This is a genomic window from Sphingobacterium composti, from assembly GCF_009829075.1.
Lineage (GTDB): Bacteria > Bacteroidota > Bacteroidia > Sphingobacteriales > Sphingobacteriaceae > Sphingobacterium > Sphingobacterium composti.
The window spans coordinates 14002-30931 of the sequence record NZ_WUQZ01000022.1 but is presented as its reverse complement, the minus strand read 5'-3'; the positions used below and the strand labels follow the sequence as shown (position 1 = coordinate 30931).

General features: G+C 34.5%; 16 protein-coding genes and 2 tRNA genes. 12 read left to right on the top strand and 6 right to left on the bottom strand.

Going from position 1 to position 16930, the window contains the following annotated elements; all coding sequences use genetic code 11:
• The first annotated feature begins 60 nt into the window (after positions 1-60).
• Positions 61-954, top strand: a complete 894-nt coding sequence (locus GOQ17_RS13185) for an SDR family oxidoreductase (protein WP_159638068.1) — start codon at positions 61-63, stop codon at positions 952-954.
• Between the two features lie 46 nt (positions 955-1000).
• Here the strand turns inward: GOQ17_RS13185 and GOQ17_RS13180 are convergent, their stop codons facing one another.
• Positions 1001-1657 (bottom strand): tetratricopeptide repeat protein, encoded by a 657-nt coding sequence (locus GOQ17_RS13180; RefSeq protein ID WP_159638066.1) that lies wholly within the window; start codon positions 1655-1657, stop codon positions 1001-1003.
• A gap of 182 nt (positions 1658-1839) precedes the next feature.
• Here GOQ17_RS13180 and GOQ17_RS13175 point away from each other — a divergent pair, with 182 nt between their 5' ends.
• Complete coding sequence (locus GOQ17_RS13175) at positions 1840-4986, top strand: glycoside hydrolase family 2 TIM barrel-domain containing protein (RefSeq protein ID WP_159638064.1); 3147 nt, start codon at positions 1840-1842, stop codon at positions 4984-4986.
• 157 nt (positions 4987-5143) lie between these two features.
• Here the strand turns inward: GOQ17_RS13175 and GOQ17_RS13170 are convergent, their stop codons facing one another.
• The gene (locus tag GOQ17_RS13170) at positions 5144-6562 is read right to left on the bottom strand and encodes an ATP-dependent DNA helicase (RefSeq protein ID WP_159638062.1); all 1419 of its coding nucleotides are present in this window, start codon (positions 6560-6562) and stop codon (positions 5144-5146) included.
• Positions 6563-6660: 98 nt separating this feature from the next.
• On the opposite strand from GOQ17_RS13170, the gene GOQ17_RS13165 reads away from it, so the two are divergent.
• From GOQ17_RS13165 to GOQ17_RS13140, 6 genes are all read left to right on the top strand, one after another.
• A complete protein-coding gene (locus GOQ17_RS13165; protein ID WP_159638060.1) occupies positions 6661-7455 on the top strand; it encodes a DUF3822 family protein in 795 nt (264 codons plus the stop codon).
• On the top strand, positions 7446-7979 hold the full coding sequence (locus GOQ17_RS13160; protein ID WP_159638058.1) for an RsmD family RNA methyltransferase: 534 nt from the start codon (positions 7446-7448) through the stop codon (positions 7977-7979). Before GOQ17_RS13165 ends, GOQ17_RS13160 begins: the two co-directional genes overlap by 10 nt.
• Before the next feature lie 3 nt (positions 7980-7982).
• Complete coding sequence (coaD, locus tag GOQ17_RS13155; RefSeq protein ID WP_159638056.1) at positions 7983-8447, top strand: pantetheine-phosphate adenylyltransferase; 465 nt, start codon at positions 7983-7985, stop codon at positions 8445-8447.
• A 111-nt stretch (positions 8448-8558) separates the two neighbouring features.
• Positions 8559-8882 carry a hypothetical protein gene (locus tag GOQ17_RS13150; RefSeq protein ID WP_159638054.1) on the top strand — a complete coding sequence of 108 codons (324 nt, stop codon included), beginning with the start codon at positions 8559-8561 and terminating at the stop codon, positions 8880-8882.
• A gap of 4 nt (positions 8883-8886) precedes the next feature.
• Positions 8887-9444: an RNA polymerase sigma factor gene (locus GOQ17_RS13145; RefSeq protein ID WP_159638052.1), complete on the top strand. Its 558-nt coding sequence runs from the start codon at positions 8887-8889 to the stop codon at positions 9442-9444.
• Between the two features lie 4 nt (positions 9445-9448).
• Positions 9449-9778 carry a hypothetical protein gene (locus GOQ17_RS13140; protein ID WP_159638050.1) on the top strand — a complete coding sequence of 110 codons (330 nt, stop codon included), beginning with the start codon at positions 9449-9451 and terminating at the stop codon, positions 9776-9778.
• Positions 9779-9870: 92 nt separating this feature from the next.
• On the opposite strand, the gene GOQ17_RS13135 is transcribed toward GOQ17_RS13140, so the two are convergent.
• On the bottom strand, positions 9871-11178 hold the full coding sequence (locus tag GOQ17_RS13135; protein WP_159638048.1) for a DEAD/DEAH box helicase: 1308 nt from the start codon (positions 11176-11178) through the stop codon (positions 9871-9873).
• Between the two features lie 304 nt (positions 11179-11482).
• Between GOQ17_RS13135 and eno the strand changes: the two genes are divergently transcribed.
• Positions 11483-12781 carry a phosphopyruvate hydratase gene (gene eno, locus GOQ17_RS13130; RefSeq protein ID WP_159638046.1) on the top strand — a complete coding sequence of 433 codons (1299 nt, stop codon included), beginning with the start codon at positions 11483-11485 and terminating at the stop codon, positions 12779-12781.
• A 113-nt stretch (positions 12782-12894) separates the two neighbouring features.
• Positions 12895-13194 carry an FtsB family cell division protein gene (locus GOQ17_RS13125; RefSeq protein WP_159638044.1) on the top strand — a complete coding sequence of 100 codons (300 nt, stop codon included), beginning with the start codon at positions 12895-12897 and terminating at the stop codon, positions 13192-13194.
• 210 nt (positions 13195-13404) lie between these two features.
• Here the strand turns inward: GOQ17_RS13125 and GOQ17_RS13120 are convergent.
• Positions 13405-13489, bottom strand: a tRNA-Ser gene (locus tag GOQ17_RS13120).
• Positions 13490-13580: 91 nt separating this feature from the next.
• The gene (locus GOQ17_RS13115) at positions 13581-14105 is read right to left on the bottom strand and encodes a YceI family protein (RefSeq protein WP_159638042.1); all 525 of its coding nucleotides are present in this window, start codon (positions 14103-14105) and stop codon (positions 13581-13583) included.
• Between the two features lie 210 nt (positions 14106-14315).
• On the opposite strand from GOQ17_RS13115, the gene GOQ17_RS13110 reads away from it, so the two are divergent.
• Positions 14316-14389 (top strand) — tRNA-Arg (locus GOQ17_RS13110).
• 81 nt (positions 14390-14470) lie between these two features.
• Here the strand turns inward: GOQ17_RS13110 and GOQ17_RS13105 are convergent.
• A complete protein-coding gene (locus tag GOQ17_RS13105) occupies positions 14471-15667 on the bottom strand; it encodes an MFS transporter (RefSeq protein ID WP_317163275.1) in 1197 nt (398 codons plus the stop codon).
• Between the two features lie 209 nt (positions 15668-15876).
• On the opposite strand from GOQ17_RS13105, the gene GOQ17_RS13100 reads away from it, so the two are divergent.
• A complete protein-coding gene (locus GOQ17_RS13100; RefSeq protein ID WP_159638040.1) occupies positions 15877-16869 on the top strand; it encodes a LacI family DNA-binding transcriptional regulator in 993 nt (330 codons plus the stop codon).
• The last annotated feature ends 61 nt before the right edge of the window (positions 16870-16930 follow it).

Sequence of the window (16930 nt, the reverse complement as noted above, 5' to 3'; positions counted from 1 at the left end):
TGTGAACACAATATAGACTCAATTGTTAAACTTAAAGTGATGGTTCAATAAACATGTATTATGAAGAAGAAAAAAGAAGAGAATCCAATAAAAAAATATCCACAGCCTCCATTTCCTAAACAACCACAAGATGCACCAGGAGTCACCTCATCTATGGAACCTGTACCAGATCATGGTGAAAGGACATATGTGGGTAGGCAATTGCTACAGGATAAGGTATGCATAATCACGGGTGGAGATTCTGGAATTGGCAAGGCAGTGGCAATAGCTATGGCTAGAGAAGGAGCGAAAGTAATTATTAGTTATAAAGAAAAAATCGAAGATGAGGATGCAAAAGATACATTAGATTGGGTTCAGAAAGCCGGTAGTGAGGGGTTTGTAATACGTGGTGATATACGCAGTGAAAACCATTGTATGAAAATTGTGGAACGTACGCTAGCTAAGTATAATAAAATTGATATTCTTATTAACAATGCTGCCTACCAAATGACATATGATAATTTGGACGAGATTGACACGACAGAGTGGAATAAAACTTTTGATACGAATATAAGGGCAATGTTTTATTTGGTGAAATATGCCAAACCACATATGAAACCGGGTAGTTCGGTTATTAACACGACATCAGTCAATGCTTATGACCCAAATCCTTCGTTACTTCCGTATGCAGCAACAAAAGGAGCCATTCAAAATTTCACAGCAAGTCTCGCACAAATGTTTATGGAGGATAAGTCTGGGATTCGTGTAAATGCCGTAGCACCGGGACCAATATGGACACCACTAATTCCAAGTACAATTCCTGATCATGAAAATTTTGGAAAGGATAATTCACCTATGGGAAGACCTGGACAGCCAGCAGAGATTGCACCTATTTATGTTTTTCTAGCTTCAGAAGCAGCATCGTACATTTCTGGAGCGACTATTCCCGCTACAGGAGGAAGAGTGACAATTTAGCTTTATATACAATTTATAATATACAAAGGCGACTTATTAAAGTCGCTTATTTTATACTTTCCAGCATTCTTTTAAATTCATTATTCACAGAAAAATCTTGAATATTTTCTGCTTTCTGTAAGTGCTTTTTTGCTTCGACTATGTCTTTTTTATAAAAATAGCTGATTGCGAGCATTTCGTATATTTTTCCATTTATACTGTCTAATGCCAAACCTGTTTTTAGTTCTTTAATTATATCATCTAATAGTTTTTGGTCTTTATTAGACTGATAGATATGTGATTGAGCAGAAGCCATTGAAAGGTGAAAATTTGCACTTGAAGGATTATATTTTTTTGCCAACTCGAAATATGTTAAAGCTTCAGTGGGATTGCCTTTAATGCCTATTATGTTAGCAAATCCCCAATAGGATTCGTAATACGTGGAATCAATGAGCCATGCTTGGTTGAATCTTTTCATAGACGTTTCATAATCTTGTTTATAAAAATATTCCCAAGCTAATTTAGTATGTTCTTTTGCAGCCTCGACTCTAGATTTAAAACTTTTATCAATCTCATTTATGAATTTAATGTCAGAATTTATTTGTTCTTGGCATTTTTCAATTTTACCGTACATGGGCAATTGATTAATATTTTTGGGACAATCTTGAGAATGACAATTAGTAAATAGAAAAACTATAAGACCTAGTAAATTTTGTTTATTCATGATTTGATAATTGTTGTTTAAATATACTAATTAATTAGGTTATTTATTTTAACTCGTTATTTTTATTTGTTGGTAATTATGTGGTTTGTAAATATTTTGTTATTTAATATTTCTTAAATATTAAATATTTTTATTTCAAACGATTTTGTTTATGTTTGAAGGATAATCAACTAAACTAATTCATGAGGTTACTATTATCTGGCGTAGCATTATTTTGTACTGCCTATGCTTTTGCTCAAGACATACCCGATTGGGAAAATCCTAAGGTATTCGCGATTAATAAAGAACAAACGCGAAGCACTTCCATACCATATGACTCAGAAGCTAAAGCCTTAAAAAATCACTTTACAGCTTCTCCTTATTACAAATCACTAAATGGAAATTGGCAGTTCTATTGGGTAGACAAAATTTCTGATGTGCCCAAGGATTTCTATTTAGAAGAAAATTATACTCAAAATGTAACCCAAAAATGGCAAAAAGGAACACCGAACCAAATTTCAGGACAGTCTGGATGGACGCTGATGCCTGTGCCAGGCAATTGGGAGTTTAATGGTTATGGTATTCCGATGTATGTGAATATTGGTTATGGCATTCCTATTAATCCTCCATTCATAGACCGCAATGATTCGCCGACTGGCGCGTATAGACATCAATTCGAAATTCCTAAAAATTGGGATGGCAGACGTGTGTATTTGCATTTTGAAGCGGGAACTAATTCGATGTATGTATGGGTAAACGGTAAGAAGGTGGGGTATACCGAGAACTCCAAAAGTCCTGCTGAATTTGATATCACGGATTATGTGCGTACAGGAACCAATATGGTGGCTTGTCAAGTGCATAAGTTTAGTGATGGATACTACATGGAAGACCAAGATATGTGGCGATTGGGAGGCTTCAATCGAAGTGTATATCTGTATAGTACGGTGCAGACACGTATTCAAGACTTTTTTGCGGTGGCTGATTTGGATAGTAAATATAAAGATGGGCTGTTCAATGTAGATGTGAATGTGCAGAATTATTCCAAAAATGCGATTCCGCAAATGGTAGAAGTAAGTGTTTTTGATAAGGAAGGAATGAAAATCTTTACGCAAATTAAAAAGGTAAATGCTGAAGCTAGTAAAACCGTAAAAGTAAATCTTGGTGGTGTGGTCAAAAATCCGTTGCAATGGACTGCTGAAACACCAAACTTGTATAATATGCTGATTACGCTACGTGATGCTAAAAATAATATTATCGAAACTACTTCACATCGTATTGGATTCCGAAAAGTTGAAATTAAAGATGGTCAGCTATTTGTGAATGGCAAGAGAATATTAGTGAAAGGGGTGAATCTACACGAATTTGATACTAATTCAGGCAATGTGGTGGACTCTTTGACATTTATTCGAAATATTCAATTGATGAAAGAATTGAATATTAATGCTGTTCGTATGTCGCATTATCCGCAGAATCCATTGTGGTATAGAATGTGTGACGAATACGGTTTATATTTAGTGGACGAAGCGAATTTAGAATCGCATGGATTAGGACAAGGCGAATCCAATATTGCTTATTTTGATGAATGGCAAGAGGCTCATTTGGACCGTATGATTCGATTGGTGGAGCGCGATAAGAATCATCCTTCTATCATTATTTGGTCTTTGGGAAATGAAGCAAGTAATGGAAAAGCGTATTATACGATGTATGATTGGACAAAAAAACGAGATAAAACTCGTCCAGTGCAATATGAGCAAGCTTTCTCTGCTCCAAACACCGATATTATTTGTCCTATGTACCCAAGTTGGGATGAAATGGTCGCAATCTCTAAAAAGGACTTAGGAAGACCATTCATTATGTGTGAATATGCGCATGCAATGGGTAATAGTATGGGTAATTTCCAAGATTACTGGGATTTAATTCGCAGTAGCAAAAATATGCAAGGTGGTTTTATTTGGGAATGGTACAATCATGGTTTCAAAACCAAAGACGAGCAGGGGCGTGAATACTTTGCTTATGGTGGTGATTTGTATGGCTATAATAAGCAAAATGATGGTAATTTCTGCATGGATGGTATTGTTACACCAGATTTGCAGTACTTGCCACACACCTATATTGTGAAGAAGGTGTATCAAAATATTTTATTTGAATCAAAAAATCCTAATTCAGGTAAAATCACGGTTATTAATGATTTCAAATTTATTCCTATTCAGGCGAAGGATTATACCTTCAAATGGGTGTTGTTAAAAAATGGAGAACAAGTAGGTACGGGTAATTTTGAGGTAAATATTGCTGTTGATTCACGTCAGGAAGTTCAGTTAAATTTGCCAAAGATTAACCAAGAAGTGGGTGCAGAATACTTTTTACAAGTATTTTCTTATACCAAACAAGCTACACAGTTTATCGATGCGGGATTTGAAGTAGCGAAAGAAGAATTTGCATTGAGTGGTGGGAGTTATTTTGCAGCGGTTCAGACTGATGGTGCACCTGTAAAGAAATATGAAGAAGACTGGAAGCTAACTTTTGTAGCGAACGGTGTGACTTATGAATTTGGTAAAAATGATGGCTTTAGATGGGTAAATGGTCCTGGTAAAGATTATATCACTAAATTTCCAACACCTAATTTCTGGAGAGCACCTACAGATAATGATTTTGGTGAAAAAGCGCAAAAATCATTACGTGTATGGGAAGCTGCTTCATACACGCAGAAATATCAATTTGATGGTATAGATGAACGGAATGGTACTTATACCGTTAAGTTTACAGTAAAACCAGTTGGGGTTGAAGCAGAGGTTAAATTACATTATACGATTAATAAAGACGGAAGTTTGACAGTAGATGCAACTTATAAAGCATTAGGGGATAATTTGCCAGAATTACCTCGATTTGGTTTAAACTTCGAGTTGCAAAATCGTTTCCACAATTTCACATGGTATGGTAGAGGACCTAGGGAAAATTATGTAGACCGCAAATTTGATACCTTTATGGGTATTTGGAAAGGCGATGTCAAAGACCAAGCTCATGCCTATTATCGTCCGCAAGAAACAGGCAATAAAACGGATGTGCGTTGGTTGACATTGACGGATGATAATGGAAAAGGTATTCGTATTGAAGGGGCACAACCTCTGTCCGTAAGTGCGACAAATTATAGAATTGAAGATTTGGATGCAGGCTTAACCAAGAAACAACAACATTTTGTGGATGTCCTGCCAGCCAAAAATGTCATTCTGAATGTGGATTTATTCCAACGTGGGTTAGCTGGATTAGATTCTTGGCAGTCTCCACCATTGGATAAGTATAGATATTTCGGTAAAGAGTACCGTTACCAATTCACGATTAGTTATATCAAATAATCAAATAGTTTAATTTTTGCAGAAAGCCATGTCATATGATGTGGCTTTTTTGTTAATCGTCACTTCGACGTCAGGAGAAGTCTGTGGTTGATGAAGAATTGATAATTGTGTTTAGATACTTCTTCGGTCGACATGACAACTCCTTAACATTGTCAGTTTAATAAAACTTCTCATTAAAATTAACCAAGAATAGTTCCTTAGTAGCACGTGTGATGCCTGTGTACAACCAGCGCAGAAATTCTGTATTGAGCATTTCGTCGGTCATATATCCTTGATCCACAAATACCAAAGGCCACTGTCCACCTTGTGCTTTATGACAAGTGATAGCGTAAGCGAATTTTATTTGCAAAGCATTGTAATAAGGGTCTTTTTTGATGGCTTCCATACGGTCTTTTTTCGTGGAAATATCTTCATAATCCTGTGCTATAGATTGATAAAGTTTTTGTTGATCCTCATAAGGCAATTGCGCAGCATCCACATGTAAACTATCGAGTAATACCCGACAACGAATAGCGTCCCCTTCATTATTATCCATGAATTCCAGATACAAATCTGCAAAGCGATAGCCATGCATTTCGTGGATATTACTTACCTTCTTGATAACAGCCATATCACCATTGGCAATGAAACCTGTATGTTTTTCATCATGCTGCTGTAGCCAATAATAATTGTTTTTTACAATCATTATCATATCGCCACCTGTGATTTCTTCTTCTCGAAAAAGTATCTGATTGCGGATATGCTTGTTGTATAGGTTAGCGGATTTATTGGAACGACAGATGACCATACAATTTTCGATATCATACTTGTCGTAAGCATAATGTAGTCCTTCTATAAGACGATCTCCATTCATTCTGAAAATATCTTTAAAACCTTGTGTTACGAATTTTGGAAAAGTATAAGTTGGTGATTCATCATCGAGTTTTATCTCATTACGTATTTTGGTCGCATTGTATAGAATGCCAGAACCTTTATCTTGGCGAACAACATCCGTCATTTCGTAGGTAAAGACTTCAAGGTTAAATTCCGTATTGATGTACTCAATATCAAGCGCAGGGCTATAATCCAAACCTACAGGCGGTAACTGTGCAGTATCGCCGACCAACATTAAGGTGCAATTTTGTCCAGATTTAACGTATTGTATCAGGTCGCTTAACAGTCCATTTGAATAAAGTGTAAAACCTTCGGTCGTAATCATGGACGCTTCATCGACAATGAACAAGGTGTCTTCGTGCAGATTTTCACCTAAGTCAAAATCCATTTGCAACGATGTCGCATTTTTTTTTCGGTATATTTTTTTGTGGATGGTTAAGGCTTTACGACCCGAATAAGAACTCATTACTTTAGCTGCACGACCTGTAGGTGCCAATAGGACAGCTCGTTTATTCAATCGAGATAAGGAATTGACTAAAGCAGAAATAATAGTGGTTTTACCAGTGCCTGCATAGCCTTTCAAGATAAAGCAGGATTGAGGGGAAAAAGTGTGTAGGTAATCAGCCAATAACCTAAAAACTTGCTCTTGTTGGGCAGTGGGTGACCATAAAAATTGTTGTAATAGTAAATTTTTTATATGCACATTCAAAGTTATTCAAAAAGGTTTGTCAATTCAATTCTAAAAGCTAATTTTGTTCTGAGGGCACACTGTTGGAGTCTGTTTCATAAGCACTTTTATACATGAACTACATATCGGGAGATTTTCATTTACATTATATACCATCATATACCTTGTATGTGCAGAGTGATTTATTTAGAGATCATTTAGTCGTAATAGGTCCTGAAATGGATGTGTTGGTCTATATCACTTATGATAATGAAAAGCCTTCGTTGGAAGCTACAAAAATGCTAAGTATGCCTTTTGAGAGGGTGTATGTTAGTTTGCCACATCAAAGTTTGATTTGGATCCCGACAGAGGTATTTGATATTAGAGAGTTGGATTTATATAAGGATTACTTTTTAGATACGCGAGAAGAAAGGATTGAATTTACTGAAATCGAAAGTCAAGGTGTGACTGCATTATATCAAATTGAATCTACTTTACTAAATCGATGGAAGAATATATTTCCAATGGCTATTATATTGCCAAGTTTTTCAGCGGTATTAGGTCAAGCATTTAGAAATATTGATTATGCATTAGAGTTGCTTACTGTGCATATTTACGGTAATCAAGCTGATATTTTTCTTTTTGTGAATAGTGAAATTCGCATCTATAATACATTTGAAATTCAAAACCCTGATGACTTGGCATATTATGTTCTTTGTATCATGAAGAATTTTGCGATTGAAGGGAAAGTTCAAAAAATAATGTTGAGTGGTGCAACAAAAGATTCTGAATGGGGAGTGAGATTATCAAAGTATACCAAACAGTTGGAAGAAATGAATTCAACCTACAATTGGAAATCACATAATAGTAAAGTATCGCATGCCATAAAGAACTTAAATACACTAGCCGATTTATCGATATGCGAATAATAGGAGGTAGGATTGGTGGTATTCGATTACATCCACCCACAAATTTGCCAGTTCGCCCAACTACTGATATAGCTAAGGAAGCATTGTTTAATATTTTGCAACATCAGCTAGATTGGGAAGATATTAGTTGTTTGGATTTGTTTTGTGGAACAGGAAATATTTCCTTTGAATTAGCATCGCGAGGCGTGAAAGAAGTGGATGCGGTAGATATTCATAGCAAATGCTTGTTTTATGTAAAGGATATTGCAAAACAATATGATTTGAATATTTCAACTCGAAAAGCAGATGTTTTTAAATTTGTGTCTTCTTGCAAAAAAAGTTACGAATTTATATTTGCTGACCCCCCTTATGATGTAGGACAACTACCTCAGTTACCGCAGATGATTTTGGATAATGGATTGTTGAAAGAAGGTGGTATATTAGTAGTAGAGCATCCATCCATGCGTCAATTGGTCGATCATCCTTTCTTTGTAGAAACACGCAAATATGGAAATTCATCATTTAGTTTTTATCAAAACAAATAGATTATGAAAATAGCAGTTTTTCCAGGTTCATTTGACCCTTTTACCCATGCACACAAGGATTTGGTGGATAGAGCATTGACACTTTTTGATAAAATCTATATTGCCATTGGTGTCAATTCTGCTAAGAAAGGCTTAATGGATTTTGAAACGAGAAAAGCTGCGATAAGCGAATTATATACGAATGAATCCAAAATTGTTGTTGATACGTTTACGGGGTTGACAGTGGACTATTGCCAAAAAGTTGGGTCGCAATTTATTTTGCGCGGACTTCGTAATGCCACGGATTTGGATTTTGAAAATGCTATTGCACAGAATAACCTTATTCTTGCACCTGAAATTGATACTTATTTCTTGTTAGCTCGTACAGGATTATCACATATTTCTTCGACTATAGTTCGGGATATTTTGGCAAACGGCGGAACTGTTGATACTTTAGTGCCTCCGGAAGTTTTAAAGTATATAAAATAAAAAAATAAAAATATTGATATAAAGCGTTTTACATAAAGTAAGATGCTTTTTTTATTTTAATTGTAACCTTCTGCATTCTTAATGCAACTAATCTAATAAAAAGAAGAAGTTATGGAAAAGGAAACTATGGTCGCCCTCATATGTTTAGGGTTTTTTACAATGATTGTCTTATCAATTTATTTTATTATGAAATATAAAACATTGATGCAACCTAAGGTTTATGATATTAATGAGAAGATAGAAAAATCAGATTGGCAAAAACCTGGAATAGTGATGTTGGGTACAGGAATCGGGGCTTTAATTGTAGGTATTTTAAATACTTTCCAAAGTTTAAATATAAATGGGGTAATTGTAGTAGGAGTTATAGTTATTTCAACTGGGATAGGATTAATAGTAGCGCAACAATTCGACAAAAAGGACTCTATTGAGGAATAATATAATGGATAAACTTTACATCGAAAAAGTATTAGCTGGGGATTTACATGCTTTCAAATATTTTTTGGAGACATATAAAGACATGGCGTATTCGGTGGCAATATCCATTGTCAAGCAAGAGCATCTTGCTGAAGAAATTGTGCAGGATGCTTTTATTATTTGTTATCAATCTTTGAAAAATTTTAAGAACGAATCAAAATTTAGTACTTGGCTGTATCGTATAGTCGTAAATTGCGCATTTGGTGCCTTGCGAAAGATAAAAAGTAAAGTGCAGGAGTTTGATTTGGAAGTACATGATTATGCTTTTGATGAGACAGCATTTCATATTTTGGAAAAGAAGGAAAGAGAATTCTTAGTGCAGGATGCACTACTAAAAATTCCCGCAAATGAAGCTTTGACTTTGCGATTATTTTATTTAGAGGAATTAAGTTTACAAGAAGTACGACAAATTACAGGCTGGACAGAGACGAATATTAAGACTATACTTTACCGAGGACGCAAGCATTTATATGCTGTTATGTCCAAAATAATGAAAGGAGAGCATTATGGAATTGCAAGATAATAAAATGAAAGAATTGCTTTCTTATAGCAAATTAGAATTGCCCTTTGCTGATTTTGAAGACAATATGTTGCAAAAAATTCAGGAAGATGAAATAAAGAAAAAAGCTGCTGAGAAATATAAATTTTTTAGTCACGTATGTTTTCTTGCAGGAATTATCCTAGGATTTTTAATCAATTATCTGATGTCTAAGAATTTGAATGAATTGATTCCTAATTCGGATTTGCAGGAGAAGCTAAATTCTGGGATACAATTGTTTTATGTAGTTATGATTGTACTTTTTGCCAATAAATTATGGGGTTTGTCAAAAATGGATCTCAGGAATATTTTTAAATAATTCAATTGATTATCATGCTGATTGTTGATGAAGTATGGAAGAATTGACTTCGAATGTTTCGTCAAGTCTCAACATGACAATTTAATATCTTCTTATGTTCGGATAAATTTAATTTTATTGCCTTTTATCTTTCCATTGCTACCATCTTTAATGATTATAGAGGCTACATGTCTTTTCACAGCGATATAGGCGTCTTTATCCTTAACTTCAATGACACCAATATCATCTTTTTTCACGCCATCCAATTTTAAGATATAACCTACGATATCAATTTTATTGACTTTATCTTTTTTACCTGCATTAATGTACAAAGTGGAATAGGGTGTGTTATTTGGAAGATTCAAATTCTCTTCAACCTTAATTTCTTCTGTGTTTTCTGGTAAATAAGGGAAATCATCGTCAGGTTTGAGTATTACAATTACTTCTCCTTTGGCATGCATACGTGCGGTACGGCCGTTTCGATGAATAAAAGCATCTTCTTTACTCGGTAATTGATAATGAATAATCACATCAATTTCCGGAATATCCAATCCGCGGGCTGCCAAATCTGTAGTCAATAAGATTCGGTTGCTATTATTTCTAAACTTTAATATCGATAATTCTCTATCACGCTGTTCTAATCCTCCATGAAAGACATCATGTATCAAGTCTCTGTCATCAAGGAGTTCTGAAATATGATCTACTGCTTCTCTATGATTACAAAAAATTAGAATTTTTTGTTCTCCCAGCATACATAATAAATTAAAAAGTGTCCTCAACTTATATTGAACAGGAGAAATCACCTTTTTATAGGTAAGTGAGGGTTTATTGTCTTCTGAGTCTAAATTATCTAGCTTAATAACATTTTCTAATGTCACAAAGTCAGGTAATTCTGCCAAATCTGTTGCCGATGTCAGTATCTTTTGTTTTATATTAGGATGTGCATCAATAATTTCTTTCAGTTGATCTTGAAAACCAAGTTCTAATGATTTGTCAAACTCATCCAACACTAAGGTGTGCACATCAGCTGTAGAAATGTAATTGCGTTCTAAATGGTAAATAATACGCCCTGGAGTTCCAATTATTATAGTTGGAGTTTCCTTTAGTGCATTTCTTTCTATCTTGGTATCATGCCCGCCATAGACGCACAGAATTTTGTAGCCTGTAATTACTTTTTTAACAAAAGATTCGATTTGTAAGGCCAATTCTCGTGTAGGCGCGATAATCAAAACTTGTGTTTTTAATGATTTGTCGCCCTGAAGTAGCTTGGATACTAATAAACTAAATGCAAGAGTTTTTCCAGAGCCAGTAGGTGACAATAAGACAAAATCTTGGTTGTTTTTGAATTGTTCTAACGTGTCTCGTTGCATGCTGTTCAATTCATCTATTTTTAGTTTTTTTAGTATCGATGTGATTTCCATGACGCAAAAGTAGGTAATTAATATTCGGATGAGGGGAATTGTTAAAATTTTGTTAATAACAAGCTGCCATATTGAGTTTGGCACAAGGATTGAATATGTTTTAGTAATTCATAATTTAGGTTAATAATTGGTTAGTTAAGAAGCCTTCAATCTCCCCGGTTGAAGGCTTTTTTAATTTTATTAAGTTGTGTATTTAATACTTATTAATATTTAGTTATTTTTGAATTAAATAGTATTATTACTATATTAGTGTCCGAAATACACTAAGTGTATATTAAATAGTCATAAACCCAATTAAAATAGAATGAGTTTAATTATCGATGTTAAAGCGCGTCAAATTTTAGATTCGCGCGGTAATCCAACAGTAGAAGTTGATGTAACTACGCAAAATGGTTTTGTAGGTCGTGCAGCAGTTCCTTCAGGAGCTTCAACAGGAGCTTACGAAGCAGTAGAATTGCGTGATGGTGATAAATCAAAATATTTAGGAAAAGGCGTTCTTAAAGCTGTTGAGAATGTGAATACTAAAATTGCAGAAGCTTTAGTAGGTGTTGATGTTTTCGAACAAAATGCTATTGACAAGATCATGATCGATCTTGATGGTACAGAAAATAAAGGTAATCTTGGTGCTAACGCAATTTTGGGTGTTTCTTTAGCTGTTGCTAAAGCTGCTGCTCAAGAGTCACGTCAACCATTATACCGTTACATTGGTGGTGTAAATGCAAATACATTGCCTATCCCAATGATGAACATCATCAACGGAGGTTCTCACTCTGATGCTCCTATCGCATTCCAAGAGTTTATGATTATGCCTGTTGGTGCACCTTCATTCTCTGAAGCATTGCGTTGGGGAGCGGAAGTATTCCACACATTGAAAAAAATATTGCATGACCGTAACTTATCTACAGCTGTAGGTGACGAAGGTGGATTTGCGCCTACATTTGATGGCACTGAGGATGCAGTAGAAACTGTATTGAAAGCTATCGAACAAGCAGGTTACAAAGCTGGTGAAGAAATTTGTTTAGCATTAGACTGTGCTGCTTCAGAATTCTACAAAGATGGTAAATATGATTATACTAAATTTGAAGGTGACAAAGGTGCAGTTCGTTCTAGCGAAGAGCAAGCAGCTTACTTAGCAGAATTATCAGAGAAATATCCAATCATCTCTATCGAAGATGGAATGGCTGAAGATGACTGGGCTGGTTGGAAAACATTGACTGAAAAAATAGGTGATCGTGTACAATTAGTTGGTGATGATTTGTTCGTAACGAACACAGTACGTTTACAACAAGGTATCGATGCTGATACAGCAAACTCTATCTTAGTAAAAGTTAACCAAATTGGTTCATTAACTGAAACTATCAACGCCGTTACATTGGCTCAAAACTCTGGTTATACTTCAGTAATGTCTCATCGTTCGGGTGAAACAGAAGATGCTACAATCGCTGACTTAGCTGTTGCATTGAACTGTGGTCAAATCAAAACAGGTTCGGCTTCACGTTCTGACCGTATGGCTAAATACAATCAGTTGTTACGTATTGAAGAAGAATTGGGTGTTAATGCTCGTTTCATCGGTAAAGATTTCAAATTCGCAATCAAAAAATAAGTTTAACTTATTTTAGAATATCAAAAAGGAGAGACGTAAGTTTCTCCTTTTTTTCTTTGCTGAAAATTGATATCTTTATTAGAAATATAAAAAGTTAATACTATTTTTGTGTCATGGAAAGAGCCGTATCATTAGTAAAAAATAAATTCCTAATTGCGGGAGTAGCATTCTTGGTATGGATGTGTTTTTTTGATCGATATGATTTTGCTACGCAATATGGTTATCAGAAAGAGCGAAATAAGCTTGAGTATGAAAAAGAATTTTACACTTCTGAAGTTATTAATCTAGAGAAATCCATAAAAGATGCGCAATATAATCCCAATGAAATACAGCGTATCGCTCGTGAGAAATATAAAATGAAAAAGGATAACGAAGATATCTATGTGATATCGGAAGTTGAGCCGAAAGAATAAAAAACTTTATATAAGATTGTCTGATAACATCTTGTCTAGCTAATAATTAAAATCCCTTTCTTAATTTCTTTTTACAATATTATACGTATTTCTATTTACTAATTCGAAAATCGTAAATATATACAATTGATTATATTTAATATTTAAAATGGCTCTATGACAAAGTTTGTGGAAATAAAAAAATCCTTTCAATACTGAAAGGATTTTCTGCGGAGAGCGAGGGATTCGAACCCCCGAACCTGTTACAGTTAACGGTTTTCAAGACCGCCGCATTCGACCACTCTGCCAGCTCTCCGCCACAAAAGTAGAAATTCTACCCTGATTTGCAAAATTTATTTTAAAATAAAATCCCTTTAAAGCCTATAAGAGGATTATTTGTTTGTAAATTAAGATTTTACAAATTGTAAATCCGCTGAAAACTTAACTTCCTCTGAAACCATTACACCACCCGTTTCTAATGCAGCATTCCACGTTAAATCAAAATCAGTTCTATTTAATTTACCGCTCACAGTATAACCAATTTTATCATTTCCCCAAGGATCTTTAGCAACACCCCCAAATTCTACTTCTAAAGAAATAGGTTTTGTAATTCCTTTAATAGTTAAATCACCTTTAACTTTATACTCATCATCGTCTTCTTTACTAATCGACGTAGACTTAAACAAGATATATGGATTAGTTGACGCATCAAAGAAGTCAGAACTTTTTAAATGTTGATCACGTTGTTCATTTTTTGTATCAATCGATTCAACTTCGATTTTAACTTCTACTTGTGCACCAGTCAAATCATCGGATTCATTTTCAACATTTACTTCAAAAGTTTTGAATTGTCCTTTAACAGTTGAAATCATCATGTGACGAACTTTAAATTCTAGCTCGCTGTGTGCTGTGTCTAATTGCCAATTTGCCATAATTACGTAGTTTTTATATGTTGGATAATATTTATTTCTAACAATTACAAAGATAAATGTTGCCTACTATTCGATTTCTTAATCTAGATTAAGAAATTAAGAAATTTTATTCAATTGTCTAGCAAATAGTTATTGAAATAAAGGTAAAATTTAGCGTTGATATTTTGCAAATAATGAACAAAACACTACTTTTGTATTACCGAAAGGGAGGCGCCAATAGCTCAGCTGGATAGAGCAACGGTTTTCTAAACCGTCGGTCAGGGGTTCGAATCCCTTTTGGCGTACGTCTTTCAAAGCTCTTCATTTTTTTTGAAGAGCTTTTTTTATGTTTTTTAAGTTCTGCTAATTGGGAAAGTGTGTTGAAATTAATCTAGGCAGTATTCTTCCTGTTTAACGGGTACTGTTGCGCCTTTCATCTCTACTTTTACTAAGAATACATAGGTCAAAATTGCTCCAATACTAGCCATTACGACCCCTACCAATGAAGGGTAATTATATGTAAACCCATATATAATTGGTATTGCGCCTAAGTATGCGCCTATAGAATTACCAATATTAAAAGCTGCTTGTCCAGCAGATGCCGCAAATGTTTCAGCGCCTTTCGCATTATTAATAAGCATCATTTGCAAAGAAGGAGCGATACTAAAAGCAATCATTCCTGTGATAAATGCCATTGGATAAGCTAAAATAGTAATGTGAGCAATGAAGAAAAGTACAAGTAGACACGTAGCCATAGCTAAGAAGCAAGCAATAGCTGCTTTGCTAGGGGAAAGGGTGTCTGCCACTTTACCCCCAAGAAGGTTCCCTACACACATACCAGCTCCAATCAATATCATTATTATAGATACATTTCCCTCTGCTAGACCAGAGACAGTAGTCACTAATTTTGCAATATAACTGATCCATGCAAATAAGCCTCCAGTACCTATAGAAATGATCGCAATAATTAACCAAGCATCCCAACGCTTGAAGTAACTGATTTGTTTCTTAATATTACTGTCCTTATTGGCTGGAAAATTTGGCATCCATAGATATATAGTCAAGAAAGTAAGTAATCCTAACAAACTAATAACTCCATATGTAATGCGCCAATCGTAGTAGTGTCCTATATATGTACCCAAAGGTACTCCAGCCAAATTGGCTAATGTCATTCCCGTGAACATAATAGATATGGCCTGAGCTTCCTTACCAGGTTTTGCTAGTTTTGAGGCAACAACTGATCCGATACCAAAAAAAGCCCCATGTGGTAGTCCTGATACAAAACGTGAAACAAACAAGCTCCATTGATTAGGTGCTAATGTGAATATAGCGTTGAATACGAAGAACAACAACATTAAAAAAAGTAAAACATTCTTTGCAGGATATTTCGATGTAGCGGCCACAAGGGTAGGAGCTCCGACTACAACTCCTAATGCATAGAGTCCTATTAAATTACTAGCTGTTGGAATATCGATGTTAACATCTTTCGCTATATCGGGCAAGATTCCCATCATGGTAAACTCTGTCATTCCAATGGCTAAACCACCAAAAGCAAGAGCTATTAGTCCTTTATTTATTGACATATATACTATTTTAGACAGTGCAAAGGTAGGGATTATATCTGAAAGATTTGTGTTACAATGGTTTACTTATTGTAAAAAGTACACTTAGTTGTCATTTGATTTTGTAGTTCATTAACCCAGCTTTTTAAACTTAATAAATGATAATTTACGATAGTGTCTCTAAAAGTTAAATTTAGTTATTAATATTGCTGTTTAACAGAATACTAAATATGTCAATTAACGATATTGCCAAACATCTTAAAGTTTCTAAATCTACAGTTTCATTAGTAATAAATGGTAAAGCTGAGCAAGGACGTATAAGTCAGTCATTAGCTAAACGTATTTTGGATTATGTTGAGGAAATAGGTTATAAACCAAATGCTTTGGCAAAGAGTCTTGCTACAGGAAAATCTCACACAATCGGACTCATTGTTGAGAATATAGGTGATTCTTTCTTTGGACCAATCGCACTCTATATAGAGGAGAAATTACGACAATATGGTTATCACGTTTTTTACAGCAGTACATTAGGTAATCAAGATAATGCAAATGAAATCTTGAATATGATGCTTGAAAAAAAAGTGGAAGGAATTATATTATCTCCTACATTAGGACAAAAGTCACCTATTGAAAAAATTCTTAAGAAAAAACTACCCTTAGTTCTTTTTGATCGACGGGTTGAGGGTGTCGAAGCAAACTATGTAGGAACAGATAATTATGTTGCAAGTAAAAATGCTGTTCAACATCTATTCGATAATGGATTTTCTAGAATTGGATTCATAACAATTGAATCTTCACAACCTCAAATGCTAGATAGGTTAAAAGGTTATGAGGATGTAGTCAGTGATAATTCTGTTGAATCAATTATAATTAAGTTGCCATATCAAAGTTCTATCGATGAGTTTACGCTAAAAATTCAAAGTATGTTTAAAACATACCCAAATATGGATGCACTTTACTTCAGTACAAACTATTTGTGTGTGAAGACTTTGAAAATTTTACAAAATATTAATTACACTAATAAATTCGGAATGGTCGCATTCGATGATCATGATTTATTTGAATTATATACTCCGACTATTACTTGTGTAAGTCAGCCTTTGGAAGAATTAGCACTAAAAGCTGTAAATAGTATTATATCGCAGCTGAAAGAGAATACTGGAGAAGTAGAAGAGTTCATTATTCCCTCAAAATTGATAATTAGAGATAGCACTAAAAAATAAATTTGGATATATTAAATATATGCTATAATTTTACTTCAATTGCAAAACCGGTTTTGCAAAA

What these genes read in the sequence shown, in the direction of transcription:
- GOQ17_RS13185 (WP_159638068.1), top strand. Translation starts at nt 61, where the DNA reads ATGAAGAAGAAAAAAGAAGAGAATCCAATAAAAAAATATCCACAGCCT.
- GOQ17_RS13180 (WP_159638066.1), bottom strand. Translation starts at nt 1,657, where the DNA reads ATGAATAAACAAAATTTACTAGGTCTTATAGTTTTTCTATTTACTAAT.
- GOQ17_RS13175 (WP_159638064.1), top strand. Translation starts at nt 1,840, where the DNA reads ATGAGGTTACTATTATCTGGCGTAGCATTATTTTGTACTGCCTATGCT.
- GOQ17_RS13165 (WP_159638060.1), top strand. Translation starts at nt 6,661, where the DNA reads ATGAACTACATATCGGGAGATTTTCATTTACATTATATACCATCATAT.
- GOQ17_RS13160 (WP_159638058.1), top strand. Translation starts at nt 7,446, where the DNA reads ATGCGAATAATAGGAGGTAGGATTGGTGGTATTCGATTACATCCACCC.
- coaD (WP_159638056.1), top strand. Translation starts at nt 7,983, where the DNA reads ATGAAAATAGCAGTTTTTCCAGGTTCATTTGACCCTTTTACCCATGCA.
- GOQ17_RS13150 (WP_159638054.1), top strand. Translation starts at nt 8,559, where the DNA reads ATGGAAAAGGAAACTATGGTCGCCCTCATATGTTTAGGGTTTTTTACA.
- GOQ17_RS13145 (WP_159638052.1), top strand. Translation starts at nt 8,887, where the DNA reads ATGGATAAACTTTACATCGAAAAAGTATTAGCTGGGGATTTACATGCT.
- GOQ17_RS13140 (WP_159638050.1), top strand. Translation starts at nt 9,449, where the DNA reads ATGAAAGAATTGCTTTCTTATAGCAAATTAGAATTGCCCTTTGCTGAT.
- GOQ17_RS13135 (WP_159638048.1), bottom strand. Translation starts at nt 11,178, where the DNA reads ATGGAAATCACATCGATACTAAAAAAACTAAAAATAGATGAATTGAAC.
- eno (WP_159638046.1), top strand. Translation starts at nt 11,483, where the DNA reads ATGAGTTTAATTATCGATGTTAAAGCGCGTCAAATTTTAGATTCGCGC.
- GOQ17_RS13125 (WP_159638044.1), top strand. Translation starts at nt 12,895, where the DNA reads ATGGAAAGAGCCGTATCATTAGTAAAAAATAAATTCCTAATTGCGGGA.
- GOQ17_RS13115 (WP_159638042.1), bottom strand. Translation starts at nt 14,105, where the DNA reads ATGGCAAATTGGCAATTAGACACAGCACACAGCGAGCTAGAATTTAAA.
- GOQ17_RS13105 (WP_317163275.1), bottom strand. Translation starts at nt 15,667, where the DNA reads ATGTCAATAAATAAAGGACTAATAGCTCTTGCTTTTGGTGGTTTAGCC.
- GOQ17_RS13100 (WP_159638040.1), top strand. Translation starts at nt 15,877, where the DNA reads ATGTCAATTAACGATATTGCCAAACATCTTAAAGTTTCTAAATCTACA.